Source organism: Dinghuibacter silviterrae, from assembly GCF_004366355.1.
In the GTDB taxonomy this organism is placed as follows: Bacteria; Bacteroidota; Bacteroidia; order Chitinophagales; family Chitinophagaceae; genus Dinghuibacter; species Dinghuibacter silviterrae.
This window is the reverse complement of record NZ_SODV01000001.1, coordinates 1413158-1438526: the sequence shown is the minus strand read 5'-3', so window position 1 is coordinate 1438526 and position 25369 is coordinate 1413158. Positions and strand designations below refer to the sequence as shown.

The 25369-nt window shown below is 55.9% G+C and carries 21 protein-coding genes; 5 read left to right on the top strand and 16 right to left on the bottom strand.

The window, feature by feature from the left end:
• Nucleotides 1-99 precede the first annotated feature (99 nt).
• Complete coding sequence (locus tag EDB95_RS06390; protein ID WP_133991696.1) at nt 100-528, top strand: DUF4293 domain-containing protein; 429 nt, start codon at nt 100-102, stop codon at nt 526-528.
• Nucleotides 529-729: 201 nt separating this feature from the next.
• Here the strand turns inward: EDB95_RS06390 and uvrA are convergent, their stop codons facing one another.
• Nucleotides 730-3513, bottom strand: coding sequence for an excinuclease ABC subunit UvrA (gene uvrA, locus EDB95_RS06385; protein WP_133991695.1), 2784 nt, complete (start codon nt 3511-3513; stop codon nt 730-732).
• Between the two features lie 233 nt (nt 3514-3746).
• Between uvrA and EDB95_RS06380 the strand changes: the two genes are divergently transcribed.
• Nucleotides 3747-4319: an RNA polymerase sigma factor gene (locus EDB95_RS06380; protein ID WP_317128967.1), complete on the top strand. Its 573-nt coding sequence runs from the start codon at nt 3747-3749 to the stop codon at nt 4317-4319.
• A 71-nt stretch (nt 4320-4390) separates the two neighbouring features.
• Here EDB95_RS06380 and EDB95_RS06375 read toward each other — a convergent pair whose 3' ends face one another.
• The 7 genes from EDB95_RS06375 to EDB95_RS06345 form a co-directional block, all read right to left on the bottom strand.
• The gene (locus EDB95_RS06375) at nt 4391-5344 is read right to left on the bottom strand and encodes a nucleotidyl transferase AbiEii/AbiGii toxin family protein (protein WP_133991692.1); all 954 of its coding nucleotides are present in this window, start codon (nt 5342-5344) and stop codon (nt 4391-4393) included.
• A 16-nt stretch (nt 5345-5360) separates the two neighbouring features.
• Nucleotides 5361-5930 carry a hypothetical protein gene (locus tag EDB95_RS06370; RefSeq protein ID WP_133991690.1) on the bottom strand — a complete coding sequence of 190 codons (570 nt, stop codon included), beginning with the start codon at nt 5928-5930 and terminating at the stop codon, nt 5361-5363.
• Nucleotides 5931-6072: 142 nt separating this feature from the next.
• Nucleotides 6073-8010 carry a protein-disulfide reductase DsbD family protein gene (locus EDB95_RS06365; RefSeq protein ID WP_133991688.1) on the bottom strand — a complete coding sequence of 646 codons (1938 nt, stop codon included), beginning with the start codon at nt 8008-8010 and terminating at the stop codon, nt 6073-6075.
• A complete protein-coding gene (locus tag EDB95_RS06360; RefSeq protein WP_133991686.1) occupies nt 8007-8459 on the bottom strand; it encodes a protein-disulfide reductase DsbD domain-containing protein in 453 nt (150 codons plus the stop codon). Before EDB95_RS06360 ends, EDB95_RS06365 begins: the two co-directional genes overlap by 4 nt.
• A gap of 28 nt (nt 8460-8487) precedes the next feature.
• Nucleotides 8488-9153, bottom strand: coding sequence for a phosphoribosylformylglycinamidine synthase subunit PurQ (gene purQ, locus EDB95_RS06355; RefSeq protein ID WP_133991684.1), 666 nt, complete (start codon nt 9151-9153; stop codon nt 8488-8490).
• 57 nt (nt 9154-9210) lie between these two features.
• Nucleotides 9211-10197 (bottom strand): hypothetical protein, encoded by a 987-nt coding sequence (locus EDB95_RS06350; protein WP_133991682.1) that lies wholly within the window; start codon nt 10195-10197, stop codon nt 9211-9213.
• A 3-nt stretch (nt 10198-10200) separates the two neighbouring features.
• Nucleotides 10201-11745 (bottom strand): hypothetical protein, encoded by a 1545-nt coding sequence (locus EDB95_RS06345; protein ID WP_133991680.1) that lies wholly within the window; start codon nt 11743-11745, stop codon nt 10201-10203.
• Between the two features lie 69 nt (nt 11746-11814).
• Between EDB95_RS06345 and EDB95_RS06340 the strand changes: the two genes are divergently transcribed.
• Entirely contained in the window at nt 11815-12801 is a 987-nt protein-coding gene (locus EDB95_RS06340) for a TIGR01777 family oxidoreductase (RefSeq protein WP_133991678.1), read from the top strand.
• On the opposite strand, the gene EDB95_RS06335 is transcribed toward EDB95_RS06340, so the two are convergent.
• From EDB95_RS06335 to metG, 8 genes are all read right to left on the bottom strand, one after another.
• Complete coding sequence (locus tag EDB95_RS06335; RefSeq protein WP_133991676.1) at nt 12785-13885, bottom strand: TlpA disulfide reductase family protein; 1101 nt, start codon at nt 13883-13885, stop codon at nt 12785-12787. The two genes, EDB95_RS06340 and EDB95_RS06335, sit on opposite strands and share 17 nt — an antisense overlap.
• Nucleotides 13886-13916: 31 nt before the next feature.
• On the bottom strand, nt 13917-16301 hold the full coding sequence (locus tag EDB95_RS06330; protein ID WP_133991674.1) for a 3-hydroxyacyl-CoA dehydrogenase/enoyl-CoA hydratase family protein: 2385 nt from the start codon (nt 16299-16301) through the stop codon (nt 13917-13919).
• A 35-nt stretch (nt 16302-16336) separates the two neighbouring features.
• Nucleotides 16337-17128: a phosphate ABC transporter ATP-binding protein gene (locus tag EDB95_RS06325; protein WP_133991672.1), complete on the bottom strand. Its 792-nt coding sequence runs from the start codon at nt 17126-17128 to the stop codon at nt 16337-16339.
• Nucleotides 17125-17958, bottom strand: a complete 834-nt coding sequence (locus EDB95_RS06320) for a PstA family ABC transporter permease (protein ID WP_211352053.1) — start codon at nt 17956-17958, stop codon at nt 17125-17127. The genes EDB95_RS06325 and EDB95_RS06320 overlap by 4 nt, the downstream gene beginning before the upstream one ends.
• Nucleotides 17955-18800 (bottom strand): phosphate ABC transporter permease subunit PstC, encoded by an 846-nt coding sequence (gene pstC, locus EDB95_RS06315; protein WP_133991670.1) that lies wholly within the window; start codon nt 18798-18800, stop codon nt 17955-17957. The genes EDB95_RS06320 and pstC overlap by 4 nt, the downstream gene beginning before the upstream one ends.
• Entirely contained in the window at nt 18797-19726 is a 930-nt protein-coding gene (locus tag EDB95_RS06310) for a PstS family phosphate ABC transporter substrate-binding protein (protein ID WP_133991668.1), read from the bottom strand. Before EDB95_RS06310 ends, pstC begins: the two co-directional genes overlap by 4 nt.
• Before the next feature lie 11 nt (nt 19727-19737).
• The gene (locus EDB95_RS06305) at nt 19738-20922 is read right to left on the bottom strand and encodes a porin (RefSeq protein WP_133991666.1); all 1185 of its coding nucleotides are present in this window, start codon (nt 20920-20922) and stop codon (nt 19738-19740) included.
• 151 nt (nt 20923-21073) lie between these two features.
• Nucleotides 21074-23296, bottom strand: coding sequence for a methionine--tRNA ligase (gene metG / locus EDB95_RS06300; RefSeq protein WP_133991664.1), 2223 nt, complete (start codon nt 23294-23296; stop codon nt 21074-21076).
• A gap of 61 nt (nt 23297-23357) precedes the next feature.
• Here metG and EDB95_RS06295 point away from each other — a divergent pair, with 61 nt between their 5' ends.
• Together EDB95_RS06295 and EDB95_RS06290 are read left to right on the top strand one after the other, a co-directional pair.
• Nucleotides 23358-24440 (top strand): S66 peptidase family protein, encoded by a 1083-nt coding sequence (locus EDB95_RS06295; RefSeq protein ID WP_133991662.1) that lies wholly within the window; start codon nt 23358-23360, stop codon nt 24438-24440.
• Nucleotides 24437-25339: a S66 peptidase family protein gene (locus EDB95_RS06290; RefSeq protein ID WP_133991660.1), complete on the top strand. Its 903-nt coding sequence runs from the start codon at nt 24437-24439 to the stop codon at nt 25337-25339. The genes EDB95_RS06295 and EDB95_RS06290 overlap by 4 nt, the downstream gene beginning before the upstream one ends.
• The last annotated feature ends 30 nt before the right edge of the window (nt 25340-25369 follow it).

The following is a 25369-nucleotide window of genomic DNA, read 5'->3' as shown; positions in this document are numbered from 1 at the left end:
ACAGGCGCCTAGCCCGAAGGGCAAATTATTAGCGGTGTTGCGGCGGCGGGCTAAATTGTCCGCTTAGCCCGCCGCCGCAACTCATAAACACCTCAACTTATGATTCAACGCATTCAAACCGTCTGGCTTCTTTTGTCCGGGCTTCTCACCTTAGCCGCCTTCGAGCTGGCCTTTTTCAAGGTCACCCTGAAGGACTCGACCAACCAATTATACTACGCCAATAATTCGAGCTTTCTCGTATACCTGGCAGTCGTGTTGCTCGCGGTGGTATGTTTTGGCACCATCTTCCTGTTCAAACAACGGCCGCTTCAGCTCCGGTTGTGCGTGCTGGGTATCGTCCTGGCGATCGCGTTGCTGGTACTGGAGAACCACCAGATCGACGTGGTAAAAGCTGCCGCGACCTATTCGGACGGGTCATTCCGGGCCGGGATCGCCCTCCCGATCCTTGTCATCATCGGGCTGATCCTCGCGATGCGCGGGATCCGTAAGGACCAGAAGCTGGTAAAGAGTTTGGACCGGCTGCGCTAGGCTTTGGCAATATCGCCAAGCCTGCCGCGTATGAAAGCGAAGGGGTATGTTTTTTTCTTTCTTTTCCGTAGGATTAAGGCGCGCAATGTGTATTTAAGTCCTACGGAAAAGAAAGAAAAAAACATACCCCTTCGCTGCGTTACGGCACGCCCGTGGAGGCTCGGCACCGGGCACACCGGCACCGGGCACGGGCCCGGCGCCTTACAGGAACTTCCCCGTAAGGCTGCCCGCCACTTTTTTGGCGCCCGCGGGTGGCCCCGCATATACGAGTGATCCGCCTTCGTCGCCGGCGCCAGGGCCAAGGTCGATGAGCCAGTCCGCGCTCCGGAGGACATCGGTATTGTGTTCGATGACGAGTATGCTATGCCCCTGCGCAATCAGCGCGTTAAAGGATGCCAGCAGCTTTTTAATATCGTGAAAGTGAAGCCCCGTCGTGGGCTCGTCAAAGATAAACAGGATGTGCCCCTGGGCGCGGCCCTTGCCTAGGAAGGACGCCAGCTTGACGCGCTGCGCCTCGCCCCCGGACAGGGTGTCGCTGGACTGACCCAGCTTGACATAACCCAGCCCTACGTCGCTCAGCGGGCTTATTTTAGCCACGACATCCGATTCATCCGCGAAAAACGAGATCGCCTCGTCCACACTCATTTCCAACACCTGGTAGATGCTCTTGCCCTTGTAGGTGACTTCGAGCACTTCTTCCTTAAAGCGCTTGCCACCGCAGACTTCGCAGGTCAGGTGTACATCGGCCAGGAACTGCATTTCCACGACCTGTTCCCCCTCCCCTTTACAGGCGTCACAGCGACCGCCATCCACGTTAAAGGAAAAATGCTTTGGCTGGAAGCCCCTTAGTTTGCTCAGGGGTTGACGGGCGTAAAGGTCCCGGATCTCGTCATACGCCTTGATATAGGTGACGGGATTGCTCCGGGAGGACTTGCCGATCGGGTGCTGGTCGACCATTTCCACCTGGGACAGGTAGTCCGCGTCTCCGCTGAGCCCCTGGAACAAACCGGGTTTATCGGTGAACTCTCCCTTGAGCTGTTGAAGCGCGGGGTAAAGAATTTGCTTGACCAGGGTGGTCTTGCCGCTTCCGCTCACGCCGCTGACGACGGTAAACACACCCAGCGGGAACTCGACGGTAATATCCTTCAGGTTGTTCTGGCGCGCGCCTTCGACCTTGATGGACCGGTTCCAGGTGCGGACCTTTGCGGGCGGGTCGATGGACAATTCCCCGCGGAGGTATTTGCCAGTCAGGCTTTCGGCGTTCCGGATGATGGCGTCATAGTCTCCTTCGGCAACGACCGTCCCGCCCTGGTAACTGGCCAGGGGGCCCATGTCGATGACATGGTCGGCCTGGCGCATCATGAGCTCGTCGTGCTCCACCACGACGACAGTGTTGCCTAAGTCGCGGAGCTCTTTCAGGACGCTGATCAGCCGCTCTGTATCCCGGGAGTGCAGCCCGATGGAGGGCTCGTCAAGGATGTACAAAGAGTCGGTGAGGTTACTCCCCAGGGAACGCGTGAGCTGGATCCGCTGGCTCTCGCCCCCACTCAGGGAATTCGCTAGACGGCTCAACGTCAGGTACCCCAAACCCACATCCATCAACGTTTTTAGCCTTTGGTGGATTTCGATGAGGATCCGGCTCGCAACGCCCTGTTCATGAGGAGTCAGGACGAGTTTGTCGAACCAGGCCTGGAGGTCCTTGACCGGCATCTCGCACAGCTCCCCGATATGCAGACCGCCGACCTTGACATACAGGGCCTCCTTTCTCAGGCGGTAGCCCTTACAGTCCGGGCAGGTAGTCCTTCCCCGGTAGCGCGACAACAAGACACGGTATTGGACCTTGTACAGGTTATCCTCGACTTCTTTAAAAAAGGCATTGATGCCGTAAAAGTGGGGCGACCCGTTCCAAAGCTCCTCGTATTGCGCTTTGGTCAGGTCCATGACGGGTTTATGGACGGGGAAATTGTTTTTCCGTGCGCCCTTGACAAACTGCTCCTTCCACAGGCCCAGCTTTTCCCCCTTCCAGGGGGCCACCGCGCCTTCGTAAACGCTGAGGCGTTTGTCGGGGATGACCAGGTTCTCATCAATCCCCAGGACCTGGCTAAACCCTTCGCAGGTCGGACAGGCCCCAAAGGGGTTATTGAAGGAAAAAAGATTCGGCGCCGGTTCCTCGAAGGTCATCCCGTCGAGCTCGAAACGGTTTGAGAAAGACAGGGTCGTCGTGCCGTTCACTTCCAGCAGGAGCGCGCCTTCGCCCTCGTAAAAGGCCGTGGAAACGGAGTCGGCGATGCGGTGCTCGTCGTCTTCGTCAAAGGGTTTGACGACCAGGCGGTCTACCAGGACAAACGTATTGGCCGCAGGCGTCAGCGATCCGGGGTCTTTCGCCTCCAGGGCTTCCTCCAGGCGGATGACGGTCCCGGCCTCGCCCTTTTTTACCGAAGGCACATATAACCGTGTAAACCCTTTCTGAAGAAGGATATTCATTTCTTCAGCGGGGTCGCGGCGCGCATGGTGCAGGAACGGTACAAGGATATGTACGCGGTCGCCTTCAGCCAGCGCCTTGATCGCATCCACGACATCCCGGACGTCGTCCTTTTTCACCTCCCGCCCGGAGACCGGCGAAATCGTCTTTCCGGCGCGGGCAAAAAGCAGCCTCAAATAGTCGTAGGCTTCCGTCATGCTCCCGACGGTAGACCGGGGCGTCCGGGTGATGACCTTTTGCTCGATGGCAATGGCCGGGCAAAGCCCCTTGATGTAATCCACATCCGGTTTATTCATCCGCATCAGGAACTGGCGCGCGTAGGCGCTCAGGCTTTCGGCGTACCGGCGCTGCCCCTCCGCATACAGGGTATCGATGGTCAGCGACGACTTACCGGAACCCGACACGCCGGTCACGACGACCAGCTTGTTACGGGGAATGGAAACGGAGATATTTTTTAGGTTATGGACCCGGGCGCCCTTTATGAAGATATCGTCCTTATTCATGATGGAGCAGCAAAGTTACCATTTACAACCACCCTTTTTGCGAAGGCGTTTAGTAATTTTACAAACCCGTGAAACTTTACGGGGAAGTAATCTATATAATTTGTTATATTTTCAGGAAAAAGATTACTTTTATAACATCCTTAATCATTTAAAAAGATCGCATATTGACCGATTTCTACGCTGTTCTTTTGAAAAACCATTGATAATTAACATAGTAGGAATCTATGCAGCCCATGCATCAATTATCCGATCAGCAGCTGATCCGCTTATTTGCGGACGGTAATGCGCTTGCCCTTGAGACCCTGGTAATGAGGTATAAGGATAAAATCTATACTTCTATTTTCCTGTTAATCAAGGACAAATACCTTGCTGAAGACATCTTTCAGGATGTTTTCATCCGGGTTATCGATACCCTGAGGAGTGGACGGTACACAGATGAGGGAAAGTTTTTACCCTGGGCGATGCGAATAGCACACAATTTGTGTGTTGATCACTTCCGCAGGGTACGCCGGACTCCGGTGATCAAGACGAGCGACGACAGAGACATATTCGAAGTCCTGCATTTCACCGAAGAGGGTGCGGACAAGAAGATGATGCAGCGTCAGAGCCACGACAGGGTCCGCAAAATGTTGGACAAGCTCCCCGAAGAACAACGGGAAGTCATCGTCCTCCGCCACTACGGCGAACTGAGTTTTAAAGAGATCGCAGAACACACGAACTGCAGCATCAATACCGCCTTAGGCCGCATGCGTTACGGGTTGATCAACCTCCGCAAGATGATGGCCGAAAAACAGATTGCGTTGTGAATACTCACGCGCTTGCCTGCAAATACCCCTGGGTTTCGTCCCGGGGGTTCGAGTTTTAAGGGGGCCTCAGACTAAAGTTTTGGCAAATTTTCTTGTATGATAGCCAGTAATTCCTCGAAGGGGAGTTGGCCTTTATAGTACAAACTCGCCGTTTTAGCATAGCGTACAGCGAAATTCTTTCTTAGCTTCGGATCAGACAGCAAAAAGGCTTCGTTTTCCAAAAGCGGTATTTCATTGTCCTTCCCCTTGATCCGCACTGCTTTATGATCCTGGTATTCTTTGGTGCCAATAAATGCCTGCACTTCCTTTCTGAGGAGCAATCGACTTACATCGTAGTATTGTCGCATATAATTGGGGTTCTCCTCGCCAGTTTCTTGCTCCCTGCGAAACTTCCTCACAATGGTTTGCAGTTTTTCTACCAAGGTATAACCGGGCTGATAACACGAGATGTCAGTGGCCGTATTATTGACAATCTGACCGCTAATGGTATTTAATGCCAAGTCCAAAGCCCAGGAACTAATTGATAGCTTCTCATTTGGCGTCACAGTATCAAAACCTACTTCCAAGAGAATACCCGGCTTTAGTCCATCTACTGGTTCTGTATGGCTAGGATAGTAGAGTCTTATCCCCGCGCTGGTAAATATTTTATTATCAAAGGCTTTATCTCTTTGAACATCATTGATTCCACCTATTTTTATTGCACCCGCGAGCCACTCAAAGTATTTTTGTCGTGATTCAACATGAATGGGTTTGTCTTTTTTCCAATTTTCCTCTACGCCCATATCGGGAGGCGGATGAATATATATATCTATATCTTCTGAAAACCGGTCAATGATTTTAAAGCCCTTGGACAATGAAGTTCCGCCCTTCATTTCAAAATCGAATCCCTGTTGTTTCAAGCCATAAAGTACGTGCATGATCCAATAGTCCTTTTCGATCAAGGCCGGTAGAATGCCCATTTGATCGCCGACGATTCTCAATAGTTCAGGAAACTCTTTATGATTATGCAAGTAATCCAGCGGCATAGCAATAGGGATAAACCTATATTAAAGGTGCAAATATCTTCTTCGTCTTAACACTGCCATACTGGGCAACAGATCTTTTCAGTGCCTTCTTGTCCATGCTGGTTACCTTATCAGCTACGTTTTTCAATACGCTTGCTTTATCCTCCGCCAGCGTATCAAGATTATTTACCAAGTCGACCAACAGAAATTCCGTTGTCGGCTTTTTGGGAAAATGATGTTTTACACGAAAATCAAATTCCTGATTGCCAAATTTGAATTTGCCATGTCGTTTATGATTGTATACGACCTTCGTGTTATACAATTGAGTTGTCCCTACCCCCAAACTGTTAAAGACGTTTGGAGAAGTCAATAGGAAATTATCATCTTTTAAAAAGCTTCGCACCAATACTTTTTCATCCGGTGGCGTTTTCCCAAATACCGTCTGCCTTGGATAATAAAAGAGCCCTTGGGATAATTTTTGCAATGCCCCTTCAGTTACCAAGTCATTCAGGTCGCGATCTACTGAAGATGACCAAGTGGCTAAATCGCTACGCCGATAAACCTCCCCCTCTTTTAGTTTTTTTCTGAGTTTATCTACTGCTCCCATAGTCTATCTCTTTTTCTTCACCAAAGGTACAAAACAGATGGGTAATTTGACTAAATATTCATTGAAATTTCATGCATAAAGCAATACAATGTATTGATATTGAATAAGATTCAAATAAGAAAGCCGGGGTCTTCCCGGCTTTCTATTTGAACTGCTGCTGCACGTCCGATAATATCTTCAAAAACCTCGGCACATCCGGGTCATACCCCCCCGCGTTTAAGAGAACCTTCCCGCTCACGGGATCGACAAACACATACTGCGGCTGCGAGTTGTTCCCCGTGAGCCCCACTTCAAAGTCGAGGTTCCGGGCGCCCATGTATTCAATGGTGGAACCGTCGTTTTTTGACGTGACCCATTCGTCTTCGGGCAGGCGGTATTTGTCGTCGACATAGAGGGAGACGACGACAAAATGGTCCTGGAGCGCCTTGATGACTTCAGGGTCGTTGAGCACCGCGCGTTCCATTTTACGGCAGTTGGCGCAGCTGTGACCGGTAAAGTCGATGAGCAGGGGTTTGTGTTCCAGGCTGGCGGCGCGCACAGCCTCCGTATAATCGAAGAAGGTGGACACGCCTTTGATCTCGGATTCGAGAAAATCGGTGTATTTCCGGGGGCGCAGGGCGGTGTCGGTGGGGCCGGCAGGGACGGCCACGGGCGCCCTGTTGAGGTTGAAATCCTGGGTCTTCATTTCGGGGAGCCAGGCGCTGATGCCGTTGAGCGGTGCGCCCCAAAGACCGGGGATCATGTACACGGTAAACGTCAGGGCGGCGATCGCGAAAAAAAGACGGGGGATTGTCAGGTGGGGGATGCCATAGTCGTTGACGGGCAGTTCCTGGTCGTGGGCGAATTTGAGCTTGCCCAGCAGATAGAAGCCGAGCAAACCAAAGATCACAATCCAAAGGCTGAGGTATACTTCCCGGTCCAGGATCCGCCAGTGATAGGCGAGGTCGGCGCTGGACAGGAATTTGAGCGCAAGGGCGAGCTCGATGAAGCCTAAGGTTACCTTGACCGTCATCAGCCAGCCGCCGGATTTGGCCAGTTGGTTGAGTAAGGAGGGGAAAAAGGCAAACAATGCAAACGGCAGCGCGAGCGCCAGCGAAAACCCGAAGAAGCCAACGATCGGGGCCACTTTGCCCCCGTGCGTCGTCAGCACGGCCAGCCCCCCGATAAAGGGGACGGTACAGGAGAACGACACCACCACCAGCGTGAGGGCCATGAAAAAGAGCCCGGAAAAGGAACCTAAACCGGCCTTTGCGTCGACCCGGTTGCTGATGGACGAGGGGAGGGTAATCTCAAAGGCGCCCAAAAAGGATATCCCGAAAATCAGGAACATCAGGAATACCACGATGTTGAAGATCGCGCTGCTCGCCAGGCTATTGAGGGCACCCTGGCCGAAGATCAGGGTGATCAGGAAACCAAAAAGCGTATACACCAGCATGATCGACAGGGAGTAATACAAGGCGTTTTGAATGCCTTTGGCGCGGCTGGTGCTGCGTTTTGTAAAAAAGCTGACGGTGACGGGGACCATGGCGTAGATACAGGGGCTGACAAAGGCCCCGAAACCGGCCAGGAGACCGCTGACGAAAATAAACCAGAGGGATTTCTCGGCGGGGCCGGCCGGAGCGGTCGGCGCTTCGGCGGGAACCGTTACCGAAAAGTGGGCCACGTCGGAAAGGTATTGATCCTTGACCTTGGCCAGGTAGGTCACGGTCCCCTCTACCGTCTTTTTACGGCTGGCGGAGATCTTCAGGTCCTGTATCCACTGTACGGAATCGGCAAAGAAGTGGACCTCCGCTCCCTTGAAATCGGGGGACGCTTCTTTTTGAAGGTTTCCCTGTTCTTTCAGGCTGCCTGCCAGGAAGGGCGTCAGGGCGGAATCCAGCGTCACCGTAGAATAGGGCAGGCTATCGGCCACTTTTACCGTGGAGAACAAATGGACACCCGGTTGTACCCGGGCGGTAATGATGACCTCCACCGTGGCCGTATCCAGGCGACGGTACGTAGCAGTAAACCGGGGAACAGAGTCTTGTGCACGGACGACCCCCGCCAGCAGCAAAAGGGCTGCCGCTATAATGTACCTCATAAGGCAACACTAAAAGGCACGTCCGTTGGTGGCAAACACTCGTGATCGTTGCACACCATAAATTCCACCTTCCCGGCAAAGCTTGTCTTGACCGGCGACTTGAGCGTGACGGTCTGGACGAAATCCACGGTGTTCTGGAAATAGCTCACATTGGATTTGAAGGCCTCTTCGAACACGGTGATCTTTTTGCCTAGCTCTTTGACCTGACCCGTTGCGGTCAGCAGCGGGTTAGCGGTAAAGGTAAAGGACGTGGATACCGGCCCGTCACCCGCCTTTTGGGCATACAGGTGCCAGCCCGCGCCGATCTTTGCGGTCATGTGCACTTCGTAGACCTTTTCGGATATTTTCTTCGCGGTATAGGTCCATTGAACCTGGGTAGCGCTGCCGTTCTGTGCTTGTACAAAGACCCCGGTGCACAGGGCCAGTGCCAGTAAAGCGATCTTTTGCATACTTATGGGGATGGTGATAAAGTCGAACCTATGCCGGCACCTCGCTCAGCAGGAGGGCCTTGAAAACTTCCCGGCCGTCGGTGTTGCCCAACGCCTCGGACGTGGCGCGTTCCGGGTGGGGCATCATGCCGAAAACGGTCCGGTCGGCGTTACAGATACCGGCGATGTCTCGGAAGGAGCCATTGGGATTGGCGCCGGCTTTACCGGTCGTGTCGCAGTAACGGTAGATGACCTGCCCGTTTACTTCCAGGGTATCCAGGGTGGCGTCGTCTGCATAATAGCGGCCTTCGCCGTGGGCGATCGGGACGCGCAGGACCCTGCCGTCCTGGCCTTTGATATGGATGTTCTTGCAGATAAATTGCTGGTTGGCGTTCCGGAGCAATGCGCCGGGCAGAAGACCGGCCTCGCAAAGGATCTGGAAGCCGTTACAAACCCCGAGGACCCGTCCGCCCCTGGCCAGGAAGCCGGGGAGGCTTTGCATCAGGGGGCTAAAGCGGGCAATGGCCCCACAGCGGAGGTAGTCCCCGTACGAAAACCCACCCGGGAGCACGATGCAGTCATCCGTCGAAAAACCGCTGAGGTCCTTGTCCTTATGCCACAGCATCCGGACCTCGTGGCCCATATCGTGGGCTAATGCGTCGTACATATCCCGGTCGCAATTGGAACCTGGGAAAACCACCACACCAAACTTCATGCTTGAATATTTACCCGTCAAAGATAGCATTTTGTTGCGTTACGGCGCCGGGCCGCCCTATTTGTGCCCGAAGACGAAGCACAGCACAATAAACAGCACCGTCAGCCAGTGCAGCAGTTGCACCCAGATGATCCGCCGGGCGTAGAGATAGCCCGCGGCGTGGTAGACGGAGAGCGGCAATACCGCCAGGACCCAGTACTCCAGCCCCGCAAACCCGTTCACCAGCGGCAGGATCAGGGCAAAACACAGGTAAAACAACAGCAGGGCGACGCTTTTGCGTACCTGGATCAGCATCCGGCCGCGGTTGCGCTGTATATAGTACCAGCCGATCAGCAGGGGGAGCGCAAGCAGCACGATCCGGGTGGAAAAAACAAAGTCGAAATGGAACTTGGGGTATTTAATGGCCATGTTCGGCAACAGGACGGAGAGCGTAAACTGGTCCGTCATATATAGATAAAGGAAAAGAAAGTAATAAGGACACGAGATCCCTACCAAAGCAACCAGCCATTCGGTGATGGAAAAGGGCCGGAAGATCAGTAGTGCGGCGCCCAAAAGCAGCAGGAACAGGAGGCTGGGGAGGTAGAAGAAGCTGCACACGCCCAAGGCCAGGCCGATGTTGAAGATAATGGTTTTGGGATGGGGATGATTGTACAGGGAGACCATCCTCGGCCAAGCCCAGACCATCACGGAATTGGTGATGAGGACCGAGGACAGGTAGTTCCACTCCGGGACCAGCGACGTGATCAGGAGGTAGGACATCGCCACCAGGTAGTGGGGTTTGTACATCAGCCGTTGTTCCCCGATCAGCTGGTTAAAGGTCAGGGCCTGGGTAAACAACAGCAGGTAAGCCATCAGCGGGTAGATGACCGGGGCGGAATGACCCGCCGGCGCTACGAATTCCAGCAGCTTATAGTACAGGAAGCCGTCGGCCGGCGTGGCATCCGGGATCACCGGGTGCAGGAAGTAGGGTAACTTCAGCAGAAAGCCGTAGGCAAAAAGGAGAAAAGCATTAAAACCGTTGTTTTCCCGGAAAGTATAGACCACCGTTTATGGAGTTGAAGCGTCAAAATCGATAAGCGCGAAAGCAATGCTGTTGCGGTACGTGCAAGGTACGATCATTTGGGACGCGCTGACCTGCTGGGCATACCGGATCAGGAATTCATACCCCCGGTCCAGGTTGTGCAGGGGCTCCTGGCGCGTCAGCTGTCCGTCCGGAGTCACCGAATCGTCGGAAAGGATGGGCGTCCGGCGGTTCCACTCGTTGTACAGGAAGTGGAGGGCGCCCCCCTGGAGCATGATCTGGAAGGACAGCCGGCTGTCTTCGTCGTCGTCGTACTGGCTCTTCGGAATGATGTTGGACCAGGTCAGCTTGCCGTCCTTATCCAGGGCGAAAAGGGCAATATTGTCGGCGTAATACCGGACCGGCTGGTAGTACCCGTACCGGTAAAAGGGGCTCCAGCCGTAGTTGCTCCACGGTGAATAATAGTAGTAGTCATAGTTCGGATAAAAATAAGGGTTGGCACCATACAGGTAATCGTACCGGTTGAAGGGGTACCCCCTGCTGGTGGAATATTCACTTTCCGCGGTGACCAGGAAACCTTCATTCCCGGTAATGATGACGTGTTTGATAAAGAAGTCGTTAAAGGCGCCCTTGACCGAGTTCTCGCCCTTGGCCCTGGCCCGGAGGTCCTGTCCGAAAGCGATGGTGTCGCTTTTGGGCGGGACCGCACCGGTCTTATCGACGATGGATACAAAAAGGCCGTCGACATTACCCCGCCGGTTACCCGAATAAAAGGAACTCACCAGGATCCGCTGGTGGAAGTTGTCAACCTTGAGCTTGACCTCATCCAGGAAAATATTCCCGAAGTCGATGGGCATGGTCTGGAGGGAATCCCCCGTGGCGGGTTTCATCGCCAAGGTCACGTGCAGGATATTGTCCCTGGTGCTTGCCCGCTCGCAACGGGCAAAAATAAAGTCCCCGTCGTTGTTGACATAAAAGTCGGTCAGGAGGTCCCGGTGCTGCTCCACGCGGAAAACAAACCTGCTTTTCTTTTCCATCTCCAGGTTCCGGCCCAGCAAAATGGTGGTAAAGGTGAGGTAGTCGCTGCTTTTGCCCTTGATCTTAAAGATCATGATTTTGGACTTGTCCTCGCTGGCGATGGTGGAATAGATCTTGTTGTCCCCGAAAATACCGATGTTGGTGGTGTCCAGCAATTGGGGCTCTCCCCGTACCGTTCCGTCCGGCCCGATCTGCTGCGCCATGCAATACACGATACCCCTTTTCTGGTACTGGTAGATCATATACGCAAAGTCGGTATAGGAGACGAAGTCCACATTAATCAGGCGGTCGTTGAGGGCGTCCAGGTCGGTGTTTTTCACCACTTTCATGTCCTGGTCGTATACCGTGATAAAGTGTTTCGACCGGGTATTTTTATACACCATGTAGGTGTTCCCTATTCGCCCCAGGATATCGAAGCGCAGTTGCCGCATGTCCTCCCGGTCGGCTTCCGAATACGTAATGTGTTGCGCCGACAAAACAGCGGGGAACGCCACCAGCCAGATCCAACCCAAAAAGATACGTGCGTATTGCATAGACGATAAACTTGAAATAAAAGTACTAATTTCCCCTCTCTCCCGAAACGTTAAAAATGAAACATTAGTATGGCTACGGTGATGATTACCGGAGGAACCGGGTTGATCGGCAAAGCGCTGTCACAGGCGCTTGGGAAGAGGGGGCACCAGGTTGTCTTGCTCACGCGGCAGCCGGTAAAAAACGTCCCGGCCTGGGACGCATCTGCGCCTTTGTCCTACGCGCTCTGGAACATCCGGACCGGACAATTTCCCGCAGAAGTGTTGCCTCACACGGACTACATCATACACCTGGCAGGAGCCAATGTCGCAAAGGGCCGCTGGACAAAACGGCGGAAACAGGAAATCGTCCGGAGCCGTACCGTTTCGGGGGCGCTGATCGTGGAGGTGCTGCGGCAGCACCCAAACCGGGTGAAGGCCGTGATCGCCGCCTCGGCCATAGGTTGGTACGGACCCGATGCGGACGAGCGCGGCGGTGGCACGAGCGGGCGCAGCCGCCGCGCGGGCGGCTCAGGTCCCCGGCCCTTCGTTGAAACGGACCCAGCTGCCGAAGACTTCCTGGGCAGCACCTGCAAAGCCTGGGAAGAAAGTCTCGCCCCGTTAACGACGATGGGGAAACGAAGGGTTACCCTTCGCACCGGCATCGTGCTCGCGCGGGAAGGGGGCGCTTTCCCCTCATTTGCCGCCCCTTTGCGAGCCGGCATTGCCGCCATCCTGGGCGGCGGCGGTCAAATGATCAGTTGGATACATATTGCCGACCTCTGCCGCTTGTACGTGCAAGCCATCGAGGATCCGTCGATGGAAGGGATCTACAATGCCGTAGCGCCGTCGCCGGTGTCCAATAAAACGCTGATGCTCGCGCTGGCCCGGGGGCTGAGGGGTAAATTCTTTATCCCCGTCCATGTACCTGCCTTCCTGCTAAAGATTGCCTTAGGCGAAATGAGCGTCGAAGTGCTGAAGAGTTGCACCGTCGACGCTCATCGTATCAGGAAAGAGGGATTTCAGTTTATTTTTCCCAGCATAGAAGCAGCCGTTAACGACCTTATTGTAAGACGCTAGCCAGCTTCTTTTCCAGCGCATCGCCCCGCAACCCCTTGCCGATGATCTTGCCGTCCTTGTCCAGGAGGAAGTTCATGGGGATACCGCGGATGCCGTACAGGGCGGCCACGCTGCTGGACCAACCCTTGAGGTCGGAGACATGCGTCCACGCCAGCTTGTCATCGCCAATGGCCTTTACCCAGGGTTCCCTTTTGTCGTCCAAAGAAACCCCCAACACCGTAAAGCCTTTCGGGCTATAGGTCGTGTAGGCCTTGACGACGTTAGGATTTTCCCCCCGGCAGGGACCGCACCAGCTGGCCCAGAAATCGACCAGCACGACCTTGCCTTTGTTGTAGTCCGACAAACGGACGGGTTTACCGGCCGTATCATTTAGGGTAAAATCCGGGGCGGGTTGTCCTACGTCCGTTTTTTGGGCGGTGACCAGCATGCTGTCCAGCACGCGGCCGATGTAAGACTGTTTTACCTTTTCGTCCAGGCCGCTGTAGGCACTGTCGAAGGGCGCCACGTCCGGGTTATAGGAATAACGGTCGCGCATCTGGTAGGCGCTGACAAAGGAAGCGGGATGCGCTTTGATGTATTGGTTGACAAAAGACTCCCGTGATTTCTCGATGACCTCGTAGGCCTTTTGTACGCTGTCGATGATGGCTTTGTTGCCCTGAGAAGCTTCGTATGCGGAATCCAGCGAGGCTTCCCTGTCGTCGAATGTTTTCGAGTCTTCCTTAAATGTCTGGTACTCGGTTTCGGTGGCGCCTCCGCTGATCTTGGCGGTCCCCAGGGAATCCACCGCGCCGGTGAGGGTCGTCGTACCGGGTTCAAGAAAAAACCGGGCGGGATAAGAACCGCCTTTGACCATGAGGTAACAAAACATAGGCTCGGCGGCCACGCCTTGAAATGTAAACTTACCGGCCACGATCTTGGCCGAGTCCGTAACCATCCCCGTGCTGTCCGTCTTTGGGTAGCGCAATTGCGCCCACCCGCTGTCGATCCCGGTCAGGGTGCCGGTCAGGGTATAGGCGTCTTTCGGGGTATTGTGACAAGCTGCCGCCAAAAGAAGGCCGGCCAGCGGTAGAATCCTTTTGTTCATGTCTCTCGATGTTTACGTAAATGAAGGTAGCTCAATTCCGCACCGGTTTGCCTCCTTTCAGCACGGATTGCAACCGCTCCAGGGTTTTCTTTTCCCCGGCAAGACTTAGGAATGCTTCCCTTTCCAGGTCCAGGAGGTATTGTTCGCTGACCAGGGTCGGTTCGCTAAGATCGCCCCCGCACATGACCCAGGCGAGTTTGTGGGCGATTTTGACGTCGTGCTCGCTGATATAATTGCCCCGGAACATGCCGTTGATCCCGGTGTACAACATGCCCAACCCCATCTTCCCAAGGACCTTGATGTCTTTGCGGGGTGCGGGGGTCGTATACCCTGCGTCATACAGGTCCAGGACCGCCCTTTTGGCTTCGCTGATCCGCCGCCCCTGGTTCATGACGACCTCGTCGTGTCCTTTGCGGAGGATGCCCAGCCCGTAGGCTTCCTGGGCGGAAGTGGATACTTTGGCGGTACCGATGGTAAAGAACCGGTTTTTGAGGGTAATGGTTTCCGGTTCGTCTTCGTGCATATCATCCGAGGCCCGGAGGGCAAACTCCTTGCTTCCCCCGCCCCCGGGGATCAGTCCCACCCCCAGTTCCACCAGCCCGATATAGGTTTCCGCCGAAGCGCAGACCTTGTCGGCGTGAAGGCTCATTTCACAACCCCCGCCCAGCGTCATGCCGTGGGGGGCGATCACCACCGGGATGCCGCTGTGGCGTACCCGCATGACCGTATTCTGAAAAGTGCGGATCGCCAGGTCCAGCTCGTCGAAGTCCTGTTCCACCGCCAGCATAAAGATCATCCCCACGTTGGCGCCCACGCTGAAGTTGGGCCCTTCGTTGGCGATGACCAGTCCCTTGTATTTTTCTTCGGCAAGCGCGATAGACTTTTGAATACCCTCGATCACTTCACCGCCAATCGAGTTCATTTTGGTGCTCCATTCCAGGCCCAGTACGTCGTCCCCCAGGTGATACAACCGGCAGGCGCTGTTGCTCCAAACGGTTTGTTGTTCGAAGTTGCGCAGGACGATAAAAGACTCCGCGCCGGGGATGGGCTTGTAGGTCTTTGTGGCGATGTCGTAAAAAAGGCGCTTCCCGTTTTCTACCTTATAGAACGTGTCGACATTTTCTACCCAGGCCGCGGGCGCGTAGCCCGCCTTCTTCATCTCGTTGATGGTTGTCTGCACGCCAAGAACATCCCAGCTCTCGAAGGCCCCGATCTCCCAGCCAAAACCCGCCATCATCGCGTCGTCGATCCGGTAAAGCTCATCGGAAATCTCAGGCAGCCGGTGGGAAATATAGGCAAACAGGCCATAGTGAAAATGCCGGTAAAACTCCCCGGCCTTGTCCGTTCCCTTGACCAGCGCGACAAGTCTCTTGCGCAGGTCGTCGATGGGTTTGGCCGTTTCAAGGGTGGCGAATTTTGGTTTTTGACGGGGGCCGTATTCAAAGGTCTTCAGGTCGAGCGTCAGGATTTCACTTTCGCCCTTCTCGTTCTTGATCTTTTTAAAGAACCCTTGTTTGGTTTTGTCCCCCAGCCATTTATTGTCCACCATCTTTTGCAGCCAGGCCGGGATCTCGAAAACGGCCCTGGCTTCGTCCTTCGGACAGTGTTCGGCCACGCCCTTCGCCACATTGACCAGGGTATCGATACCGACCACGTCCGCGGTCCGGAAGGTGGCGGATTTCGGGCGCCCGATGACGGGACCCGTGAGCGCGTCCACCGTGTCTATGTCCAGCCCCAGTTTCTCCATCAGGTGAAAGATCGCCATGATCCCATACACGCCGATGCGGTTGGCGATAAACGCGGGCGTGTCTTTACAAAGCACGGTGGTTTTGCCTAAGTAAACGTCCCCGTATTCCGTGAGGAAGTTCGTGACTTCCGGGTCGGTGTCAGGGGTGGGTATGATCTCCAGCAGCCGCAGGTAGCGGGGCGGGTTGAAAAAGTGGGTGCCGCAGAAGTGTTTTTTGAAGTCTTCGCTTCTTCCCTGCGCCAGCAGGTGGATGGGAATGCCGGACGTATTGGAGGTGATGAGCGTACCGGGTTTCCGGAACTGTTCTACCTTTTCGTATAATGTTTGTTTTATGTCCAACCGCTCCACCACGACTTCGATGATCCAATCGGCTCCGGCGACTTCTTTGAGGTTGTCCTCGAAGTTGCCTGTTTTGATCAGCGTCACCGCCTCTTTGGTATAGACCGGGCTTGGATTTGCTTTGAGCGTCGCTTCAAGAGCGCTGTTGACGATGCGGTTCTTCACCTTGTCGAGGGTCAACCCCTTGGCTTGTTCTTCCGGTGTAAGGGCGGTGGGGGCTATGTCCAGCAGCAAGACCGGGACGCCGATACCGGCAAAGTGACAGGCGATGCGGCTGCCCATGACGCCGCTCCCGAGTACGGCAACCTTTCTAATGATCCGTTTGTGCATACCAACTCCATGTTTGGGAGGGGAAGGTACGGCTTTCAACTGATAAACCCTTTCACGTATTCCCGGGTCAGGGGTTCCCTCGGATGGAGCAAAACCTCCTCCGCCGGCCCATATTCGATGATCTCCCCCATGTACAGGAAAACGATGGTGTCCGACAAACGCCGGGCCTGCCGGAGGATATGCGTCACCAGGACGATCGTATACCGGTCCTTCAGCCGGAGGAAAAGCTCCTCTATCCTTTGGGTGGACACAGGGTCCAGCGCGCTGGTGGGTTCGTCCCCCAATATGATTTCCGGTTCCACCGCCAGCCCGCGGGCCAGACACAGGCGCTGCTGCTGGCCGATCGACAACGTGGCCGGGGATGCACCCAGCCGGTCCTTGACCTCATCCCAAAGGGCCGTCTCCCGCAGGTAGTGCTCCACCAGGGCATCCAGCTCTTTTTTGTTCCGCTGTCCGTGGATTTTTGGCCCATACGCAATGTTGTCGTAGATACTCATCGGGAGCGGAAACGGCCGTTGGGACAAAAGCCCCATCTTGCGGCGCATGTCTGTTACCTCTACCCCGGGCCCGTAAATGTCTTGCCCGTCCAACAGCACTTGTCCGCTGACTTCTGTTTTCGGTTGCCGGTCCAGCAGCCGGTTAAGCGCCCTTAGAAGCGTCGTTTTCCCACAACCCGAAGGGCCGATAAAAGAAGTAATGCCTTTGTCGGGAATATCGATCGAGACATTTTTCAGGATATGCCGTCCGTCAATGTGCACGTTCAGGTTTTGTACGCTGACATGCGTGGATTGGGCGACTTTGCGCTGGAGGGGTGCGGTCCCGATCATAGACGTTGTTTTACATATTTGGACCCCAGACTGATAGCCAGTACGATGATTGTCAGGATCACCGCTGCTGCATAAGCCCTGTCTTGTACAGCCTGGAGCGGGGAAGATAGTTGGAAAAAAATAGCCAAAGGCAAGGTCGCCGCCGGCTCCCTCAGCGACCCGGGAAGGCTGTCGGTATACCCTGCCGTGAACAGCACCGTGGCGGCGTCGCCGATGGCCCGGCCAAACGCCAGCAGGACCGCCGTCAGGACACCCGCCCTGGACTGTTTTAAAAGGACTTTTGCCGTTTCCCAACGCGTGGCGCCCAGGGAATAGGTCGCGTCCGACAGCTCCGGTGGCGCCAGCCGCACGACTTCGTCCATCGCCCGGGCCAGGATGGGTATGATCATCAGGGTCACCGTGACGATACCGGCCAGCAGGGAAGTCCTTAGCCCCAGGGCGACCATAATGGTAAACCCAAAGGCGCCATACACGATGGAGGGAATGCCAAAAAGGACGTCGAATGTCATTCTTACTCCCCCGGCTAGCCACGTTCTTTTGGTTTGATAGGCATTCAGGTAAAGGACCACCGGTATACTGATGCCGAGTCCGAGGACCACCGACCCCAGACTGATGTAGACCGACCCCAGAATGGCATTCAGAATGCCTCCCCCCTTCCCCAGGTAGAACCCGCCGCCGGGGATCTGGGACACCATGCTCCAACTGAGCGCCCTGATCCCCCTGGACACCACGCTCCACAAGAGGGCGGCCAGGCTGCCCGTGATCAGGACCAGGGAGGCCAGCATCAGGCCGCGGAAGACTGCGGCTTCAATTCGTCTTTTGCGGTTCAAAACTGCCTCCTTTCCAGGCGGTGCAAGACCACCCGCGACAGGGCATTAAAGACAAAAATCAGCCCGAACAAAACCAGCGCCGACAACATCAGCGCCGAGTCATACAACGGTATGGACATCATATCTCCATAATTATTGGCGATCAGCGCCGGCAACGGGTAGACCGGGTCAAAAACCGAATGCGGCAGCGCCGCCACATTGCCGCAGACCATCAGGACGGCTATCGTCTCGCCCAACGCCCGGGACACCGCAAGGATCGTCGCCGCCAGGATACCTGGTGCGGACCGCTTCAGGAGCACCTTGCGCGCCGTTTCCCAGTCATTGGCGCCCAGCGAAAGCGAGGCGTCCCTCAGCCCCTGCGGCACTGTCCGGAAAACATCCAGGAGAATGCTGATAAGCAGGGGGAAGATCATCACCGCCAGGACGATCCCGCCTGTCAGGGCGGAATAACCCGTGGCCGGCACGAGGGTCAACACACCCCACACCCCATAAATGATGGGCGGGATCCCGCTCAACAGGTCGATTAGCGGCGTCACGATGTTTTTGAACCGCGCGTCGGCGAATTCGGACAGGTAAATGGCCGCCAGCAGCGACACCGGAAGCGCGATCCCCACCGCGATCGCCGTCACCAGGATCGACCCCACGATATAACTGAGGAAACCGAAGTGACCGCTAAAAGGTTTCCATTCCGTCGAGAAGAGTAAATGCCCGATCGACTGATCCCTCAGGATCGGCACCGACTTCCACCACAACCCCGCCCCGATCAACACGACGATCAGGACCGTGGCCAGTGTGAGCAGGCCAAAAAGGTTTCCGATCAGCCTGTCCTTCCAGGTTCTCATTGTATTTTCTTCAAACCTTCATTGATTTTATCCTGGGTCAGCAGGATATAGCCGCTTCCGGCTACATCCTTTTGTCCTTCCGTCAAGGCAAATTTTATAAAGTCCTTTGCCACGGCATTGGGCACGCCCTTGGTGACAAAGTACAGGTCCCTGGCCGGGGGCGACGGATACTTCCCCGCCGCAATGGCCGCCGTGATCTGGTCCAGCGTCCCATACACCGCCTCTTCCGGGTCGATTTTCCCATTGCCATTCTGATCGATGGGCAAGGGGACGACACCCGCTACCAGTTGCTTTGTCTGGGGATCGTACACAAAGGCGATGTTGTTAAACCCGATCCCACCGGGATCCTTTTGCACCGCCTGTGCCAGCCCCGGGTCTCCAAACACCGCGGTCCCCTTCAGGTCATCCTGTTTTTTTCCAAGGTAAGCCGCCCACGTCTCGGCGGCACCTGCCGCATCCGATCGCGTATAGACATGCACAGGGTCCTGCCCGCTAAAGCCCAGTTGACCCCATGTTTTGATCGCTCCGCTGATAAAGACGCCATAAAAGCCGTCCTTCGTCACCCCTTTTATTTCTATATCCTTCAGCAGGGGGTTCGCTGCACTGATCGTCGGCACCACCGCGTCCCTCGTCACCGGGATCACCACGGCACCCTTCTGCAGCTCCGCTTGTGTGAGGCTTCTCGACACCAGGCCGATGTCCGTTACCCCGTTAAGAACGTCCGTGATGCCTTTACCCGCGCCACCCGCTGAGACGTCGATTTTGACGTCCGGGTGGGTCTTTTTGTATTCTTCCGCCCACTTTACCGTCAAGGGGTAGAGGGCGAAGGCACCCGACAGGCTGATCGCGTTGGTGTTCTGTTGTGGGGAGCCGCAGGCGGACAGCAGCAGCGCTGCCAACACGGCGCCCAGTTTCGTTTTTCGCATATTGCTCGTCTTTAGAAAGCCAATTGGAACTGTGCTTCGAACAAATTGTTGGCGACGTGCGCATTTTGCTCGGCCCTTGCTGAGTAGTAGAGTTGGAACTTCGTCCAGACGTTAAAGAAATAGTTCAGTCCGAAGTCATAATAGGTCGTCGTCAAATTCGCTTTGTCGACGTTGGCGTCGTATACATCGTAACGGGCAACCGCCTGGAGTGTATGTTTGATGAGGAAGTACCCCGCCTGCGCGTAATAGCCATCATGCAGGGTGACGTTTTTATACCCTTCCTGTCCGCGGAGCCACTCCCCCTTCAGGTTCCACCGGTCGAGTTCCAGGTCGGCATCCGCGCCCCAGCGAATCCGGCCCTGGTCCTTGGTAGTGCTGGACGTAAACCGGTCGTAGCCGTTATAGTAGCTCCCGCCTATGCTCAATGCTTTTATAGGATGAAACACCAGCCGGGCGTCCACATCTTTTGCGTTGTTGTTGTCCGAAACATCGATCCCCGCCCCGTTCAGGATCTGGATATAGTAGTCCACGAAATGACGGTCCCCGATCGGAAACAGGCTGCCGTTCACCTGGACACCCAAGTCACGCCCGTTCTGGTTGCCGATCGAATCCACCAGGCCGTTCCCCGAATCCCCCTTCCGGGCCACCAGCGCGTTCACCACCTGGGAACGCTCGACCAGCTCCAGGTTACGATCCGCGGTCAGGTTTTCCAGCGAGAACTGCACCAGTTGTTGTCCCGCCTTGACGTTCAGCCATGTAAACGGTTTATACGTGATGTACGCGTCCAGCAACAGCGGGGATACCAGGGCACCCCCCGTCGGCGCGCTCCCGTTCGCCCCGCTGTTCCCCACGAAGTCGATCAGCAACCGGTAGTCGAACTTGCTCGAAAAGTGCCCCTGGAAGTCCAGCCTGGCCCTTTTTATCTGGAACCCGTTGATCTTGCCGCTTTGCTGGAAATTCAGGTAGTTCACCTGCGTATACCCGCTCAGGTCCAGGTTACGCGCCAGCCTCAGCGGAAATGAATCCAGGCGGTTGTCGTTCCTGCGTTGCTCGTCCGTATACACCTTGCGCAACGAGTCCGCCTCCTCTTTGGTGATCGTCCCCTTTCGGGTCAGCAGGTTTAATACGTCATTACCGGATTGGGCCCACACGCCCGCGATGGATAGGGTCAATAATGCAGTCAATACAAATCTCATTAGTCCACTATTTTTATAGACAATATTGGTAAAAAAAAGACGACTGTTTTTCAGTCGCTTAGTCCACAAAAATAGTAGAGAATTCTATTGAGCCCAAGTTTTTGGGTAAAAAAAAGCGAACGAGCGGGACTACCGCTCGTTCGCCTCCCTTCTAGCTAATGGTGCTCCCCGGCACGATCGGCGTCTCCGGGTTGATAAAGTGGAGCTTCCCGGCGGGGTCCTCCGCCATCAGGATCATGCCGTGACTCTCCACCCCCATCATCTTCCGGGGTGCGAGGTTGGCGACGACGGTGACCTGCTGCCCGATCAGGTTCTCCGGTGAGAAGTGTTTGGCGACCCCCGACAGGATCGTGCGTTGTTCCGTCCCCAGGTCGACGGTAAAGCGGAGCAGCTTGTCCGATTTGGGCATCTTCTCCGCGGTCAGGATCCGGCCGACCCGCAGGTCCAGCTTGGCGAAGTCGTCGTAGACGATCGTGTCCTTGAAGGCCGGGAGGGGCGCGTCGGCAGGGGCCGAGGCGACGGCGGACGGGGCGCCGCCGGATGCGGGCGTCGCTGCAGGGGCTGCGCCAGCAGCGGTTACGCCGGGCGCGGGCACCGGGGCGGCACTGGCGGCGGCGGCAGAGGGCGCGCTGCTTGCGGCGGGCGCGGCCCCAGCGACGGCTACGCCGTCCGCAGGTTTCACCAACCCGGCACGGAGCTTCTCCACCTGCGCGGCGACCTCCGCGTCCTCGATCTTGCGGAACAGCAACTCAGGAGCGCGGAGCGTGTACCCCACGCTCAGCAGTTTCGTTTTCCCGGCATTTTCCCATTCGAGCATCTTGTCCACGGTCTTCATCATGTGGCTCATCTTCTTTGCAGTGAAGGGCAGGAAGGGGTTGACCAGGATGGCGAGGTTGGCCATCAGTTGCAGACAAACGTGGAGACAGTTGTCAATCTTTTGCTGGGCGGTGGTGTCTTTTTCGAGGTCACGGGCGACGATCCAGGGTTGTTTTTCCTGGAGGTATTTGTTCCCTTTGCGGGCCAGGTCGATCACTTCAAAAAGGGCGTCGCGGAAACGATAGCTTTCCAGCGCCTCTTCCACCCGGGCCTTTGTGGTGGCAAAGGCATCGAGAGTGGCTTTGTCCAGGTTGTCGGCGCTGTGGAGCGCGGGCACCTTGCCGCCGCAAAGCTTGTGCATCAGGACCATCGTCCGGTTGATAAAATTCCCGAAAATGTCGACGAGTTCGCTGTTGTTGCGCGTCTGGAAGTCCTTCCAGGTAAAGTCGTTGTCCTTGGTCTCCGGGGCATTGGCGCAAAGGACGTAGCGCAGGATATCCTGCTGGTCGGGGAAGTCCTTGAGATATTCGTCGACCCACACCGCCCAGTTGCGGCTGGTGGAGACTTTGTCGCCTTCGATGTTGAGGAATTCGTTGGCGGGCACGTTGTCGGGTAATACAAATCCACCGTGCGCCTTGAGCATGCTCGGGAAAATAATGCAGTGGAAAACGATGTTGTCTTTACCGATGAAGTGCACCAGCTTGGTGTCTTCCTTGCACCAGTAGTCCGCCCATTGGTCCGTGAGTTCCTTGGTGGCGCTGATGTAGCCGATGGGCGCGTCGAACCAGACATACAATACTTTACCCTCGGCCCCCGGCAAGGGGACCTTGATCCCCCAGTTGCTGTCGCGGGTCATGGCGCGGGGCTGGAGGCCGTTGTCGAGCCAGCTTTTGCACTGGCCGTAGACGTTATTTTTCCAAGTATCTTTTTTCCCTTCAACAATCCATTCCTTGAGCCAGGGCTCGTACTGCTGCAGCGGGAAGTACCAGTGTTTGGTCTTCCGCCGTACCGGCGGGGCGTCGCTCAAAGCGCTGCGGGGGTTGATCAACTGATCGGGACTCAGGGACGTACCACAGCGTTCGCACTGGTCGCCATAGGCGTTGGGGTTGCCGCAAACCGGGCAGGTACCAATGATGTAGCGGTCGGCCAGAAACGTTTTCTTCGCCTCGTCATAGTATTGCTCCGATTCCTTTTCCTCAAAAAGACCGTCGTCGTAGAGTTTTTTGAAAAAGGCCGAGGCCGTCTCGTGGTGAACCGGGCTGGACGTCCTGGCATATATGTCGAAGGAAATGCCCATCTGGGCAAAGCTGTCTTTGATCAGCGCGTTGTACTTGTCCACGACCTGTTGGGGCGTGATGCCTTCTTTCATGGCCCGGATGGTGATGGGTACCCCGTGTTCGTCGCTCCCGGAGATAAACTTGATGTCTTGCTTGCGGGCGCGTTGGTAGCGGACATAGATATCCGCGGGTAAATAACAACCGGCCAGGTGGCCGATATGAACCGGTCCGTTGGCATAAGGTAGGGCCGCCGTTACTAAATATCTCTTGAATTCAGACATGCGCAAAGTTACCCAAAAGGCGGCAGGCTCCCAAATGGGGCGTATCCCCTAATTTTAAGGCATGAACAGGAAAACATTCGTGGGCAGCCTACTGCCGCTTGTCGCGGGGCTCTCTGCCCTGGGGCCGGCCGACGCTGCAGCGCGGGGCGACGACGTGGCGCGGGGCGCGCGAGCGACAGGGGCGACGGGCGCGGGCGCAGCGGGCGAACCCGCAGCGGTCGCGCTGCCGCCCTACCTCAAAGCCGGCGACACCATCGGCATCGTCTGCGGATCCGGCCCCATAGATCCCAAGGAGATACAACCCTCTATCGACGTCCTGAGCAATTGGGGCTACCAGATCCGTCTCGGGCAGACCATTGGGAAAAAAGACGGCATGTTCGGGGGGACGGACGCGGAACGCACCGCGGACCTGCAGGCCATGCTGGACGATCCAGGTATCCAGGCGATTCTTTTTGCAAGAGGAGGATACGGCATGGTCCGGATCATCGACAACCTTAATTTTTCCCAGTTCAAAGCCACGCCGAAGTGGCTCATCGGGTTTAGCGACGTCACCGTCATCCACGCGCACGTCCACCGGAATTGCCGCGTGGCGACGATTCACAGCAAGATGTGCAACAGCTTCCCCGATGTCTATGCGACCGCGGAACCGATCATCAGGGATTGTATCGATTCGATCGGTAAGACCCTGAAGGGGGATACGATGAGCTATATGGCGCCCTATTCCCCGCTCAACCGGGAGGGGAAAACCGAAGGGCAGTTGATCGGGGGGAACCTCCGGACGCTGGAGAACCTGGCGGGAACGGCGTCCGATTTCTCCACGGAAGATAAGATCCTTTTTATCGAGGACGTGGAAGAATACTATTACAACCTGGACCGCATGCTTTGGAATTTCCGGAGGACGGGTAAGCTGCAACACCTGCGGGGCCTGATCGTCGGCGGGTTCAACCGGATGATGGACGATCCCAAGGAACCTTTTGGCAAAAACCATTATGACATCATCAGCTTTCACACAAAGGACTTTTCCTATCCCGTCTGTTTTGACTTTCCCGTGGGGCACCAGAAGGACAACTATGCCCTTCGCTGCGGGCAGGTGCACCAGTTGGAGGTTTCCCGGGATGGCGTCCGTTTAACCAGCCTGGCATGACCCTACCACCTTACCTGCAACCCGGGGACACCATCGGGATCGTTTGCCCCGCCGGTCAAATGGAAGCGGCCAGGGCCCGGGACTGTATCGATACCCTGGAGCGCTGGGGCTTCCGGGTACGTGCCGGCCGGACGCTGGGGCATGCCTTTCATTATTTCTCGGGCACGGACGAAGAACGGCTGGACGACCTTCAGCAAATGCTGGACGATCCGTCCGTTAAAGCGATCCTTTGCGGGCGGGGGGGATACGGGACCAGCCGCATCATCGACCGGCTGGATTTCCGTGCATTTGTCCGGTCGCCGAAGTGGGTCATCGGCTTTAGTGACGTCACGGTCCTCCACGCCCATCTTTTCTCCGTATATCAAATCGCTTCTTTACACGCCCCGATGGCGGGAGCCTTTCAGGGGGAAGGGGCGGACAGTCCCTCGGTCGCCACGCTAAAGGCCGCGCTCGGCGGCGGGAAAGCGGCCTATCGCTGCGCCCCACATCCTTTTAACCGTGCCGGGCGGGCGGAAGGCGTCCTGGTAGGAGGCAACCTTACCCTTCTGGCCCACTTGATAGGTTCGCGGTCGGAACCGGATACCCGCGGTCTCCTCTTGTTTATTGAGGACGTGGGCGAATACCTGTACAACCTCGATAGGATGTTGATACAACTGGTGCGGAGCGGGAAGCTAGAGGGCCTTGCCGGCCTGATCGTAGGAGGGTTTACAGACCTGAAAGACACTGTAGTTCCTTTTGGACAAACGGCAGAGGAGCTTATCCGGGACAAGGTGGAGGGGTGCGGGTTTCCGGTTTGTTTTGGCTTCCCCACCAGTCACGGAGGGGAAAATTATGCCCTGAAGATCGGCGGGCGATACAGGCTGGAGGTGGGGGAGGATACCAAACTTTTGGAGTTATAACGATTTTTTATTATTTTTATTCCCAAATTT

Excerpts from the sequence above, each read along its gene's own strand:
- EDB95_RS06390 (WP_133991696.1), top strand. The coding sequence starts at position 100 with ATGATTCAACGCATTCAAACCGTCTGGCTTCTTTTGTCCGGGCTTCTC.
- uvrA (WP_133991695.1), bottom strand. The coding sequence starts at position 3,513 with ATGAATAAGGACGATATCTTCATAAAGGGCGCCCGGGTCCATAACCTA.
- EDB95_RS06380 (WP_317128967.1), top strand. The coding sequence starts at position 3,747 with ATGCATCAATTATCCGATCAGCAGCTGATCCGCTTATTTGCGGACGGT.
- EDB95_RS06375 (WP_133991692.1), bottom strand. The coding sequence starts at position 5,344 with ATGCCGCTGGATTACTTGCATAATCATAAAGAGTTTCCTGAACTATTG.
- EDB95_RS06370 (WP_133991690.1), bottom strand. The coding sequence starts at position 5,930 with ATGGGAGCAGTAGATAAACTCAGAAAAAAACTAAAAGAGGGGGAGGTT.
- EDB95_RS06365 (WP_133991688.1), bottom strand. The coding sequence starts at position 8,010 with ATGAGGTACATTATAGCGGCAGCCCTTTTGCTGCTGGCGGGGGTCGTC.
- EDB95_RS06360 (WP_133991686.1), bottom strand. The coding sequence starts at position 8,459 with ATGCAAAAGATCGCTTTACTGGCACTGGCCCTGTGCACCGGGGTCTTT.
- purQ (WP_133991684.1), bottom strand. The coding sequence starts at position 9,153 with ATGAAGTTTGGTGTGGTGGTTTTCCCAGGTTCCAATTGCGACCGGGAT.
- EDB95_RS06345 (WP_133991680.1), bottom strand. The coding sequence starts at position 11,745 with ATGCAATACGCACGTATCTTTTTGGGTTGGATCTGGCTGGTGGCGTTC.
- EDB95_RS06340 (WP_133991678.1), top strand. The coding sequence starts at position 11,815 with ATGGCTACGGTGATGATTACCGGAGGAACCGGGTTGATCGGCAAAGCG.
- EDB95_RS06335 (WP_133991676.1), bottom strand. The coding sequence starts at position 13,885 with ATGAACAAAAGGATTCTACCGCTGGCCGGCCTTCTTTTGGCGGCAGCT.
- EDB95_RS06330 (WP_133991674.1), bottom strand. The coding sequence starts at position 16,301 with ATGCACAAACGGATCATTAGAAAGGTTGCCGTACTCGGGAGCGGCGTC.
- EDB95_RS06325 (WP_133991672.1), bottom strand. The coding sequence starts at position 17,128 with ATGATCGGGACCGCACCCCTCCAGCGCAAAGTCGCCCAATCCACGCAT.
- pstC (WP_133991670.1), bottom strand. The coding sequence starts at position 18,800 with ATGAGAACCTGGAAGGACAGGCTGATCGGAAACCTTTTTGGCCTGCTC.
- EDB95_RS06310 (WP_133991668.1), bottom strand. The coding sequence starts at position 19,726 with ATGCGAAAAACGAAACTGGGCGCCGTGTTGGCAGCGCTGCTGCTGTCC.
- EDB95_RS06305 (WP_133991666.1), bottom strand. The coding sequence starts at position 20,922 with ATGAGATTTGTATTGACTGCATTATTGACCCTATCCATCGCGGGCGTG.
- metG (WP_133991664.1), bottom strand. The coding sequence starts at position 23,296 with ATGTCTGAATTCAAGAGATATTTAGTAACGGCGGCCCTACCTTATGCC.
- EDB95_RS06295 (WP_133991662.1), top strand. The coding sequence starts at position 23,358 with ATGAACAGGAAAACATTCGTGGGCAGCCTACTGCCGCTTGTCGCGGGG.
- EDB95_RS06290 (WP_133991660.1), top strand. The coding sequence starts at position 24,437 with ATGACCCTACCACCTTACCTGCAACCCGGGGACACCATCGGGATCGTT.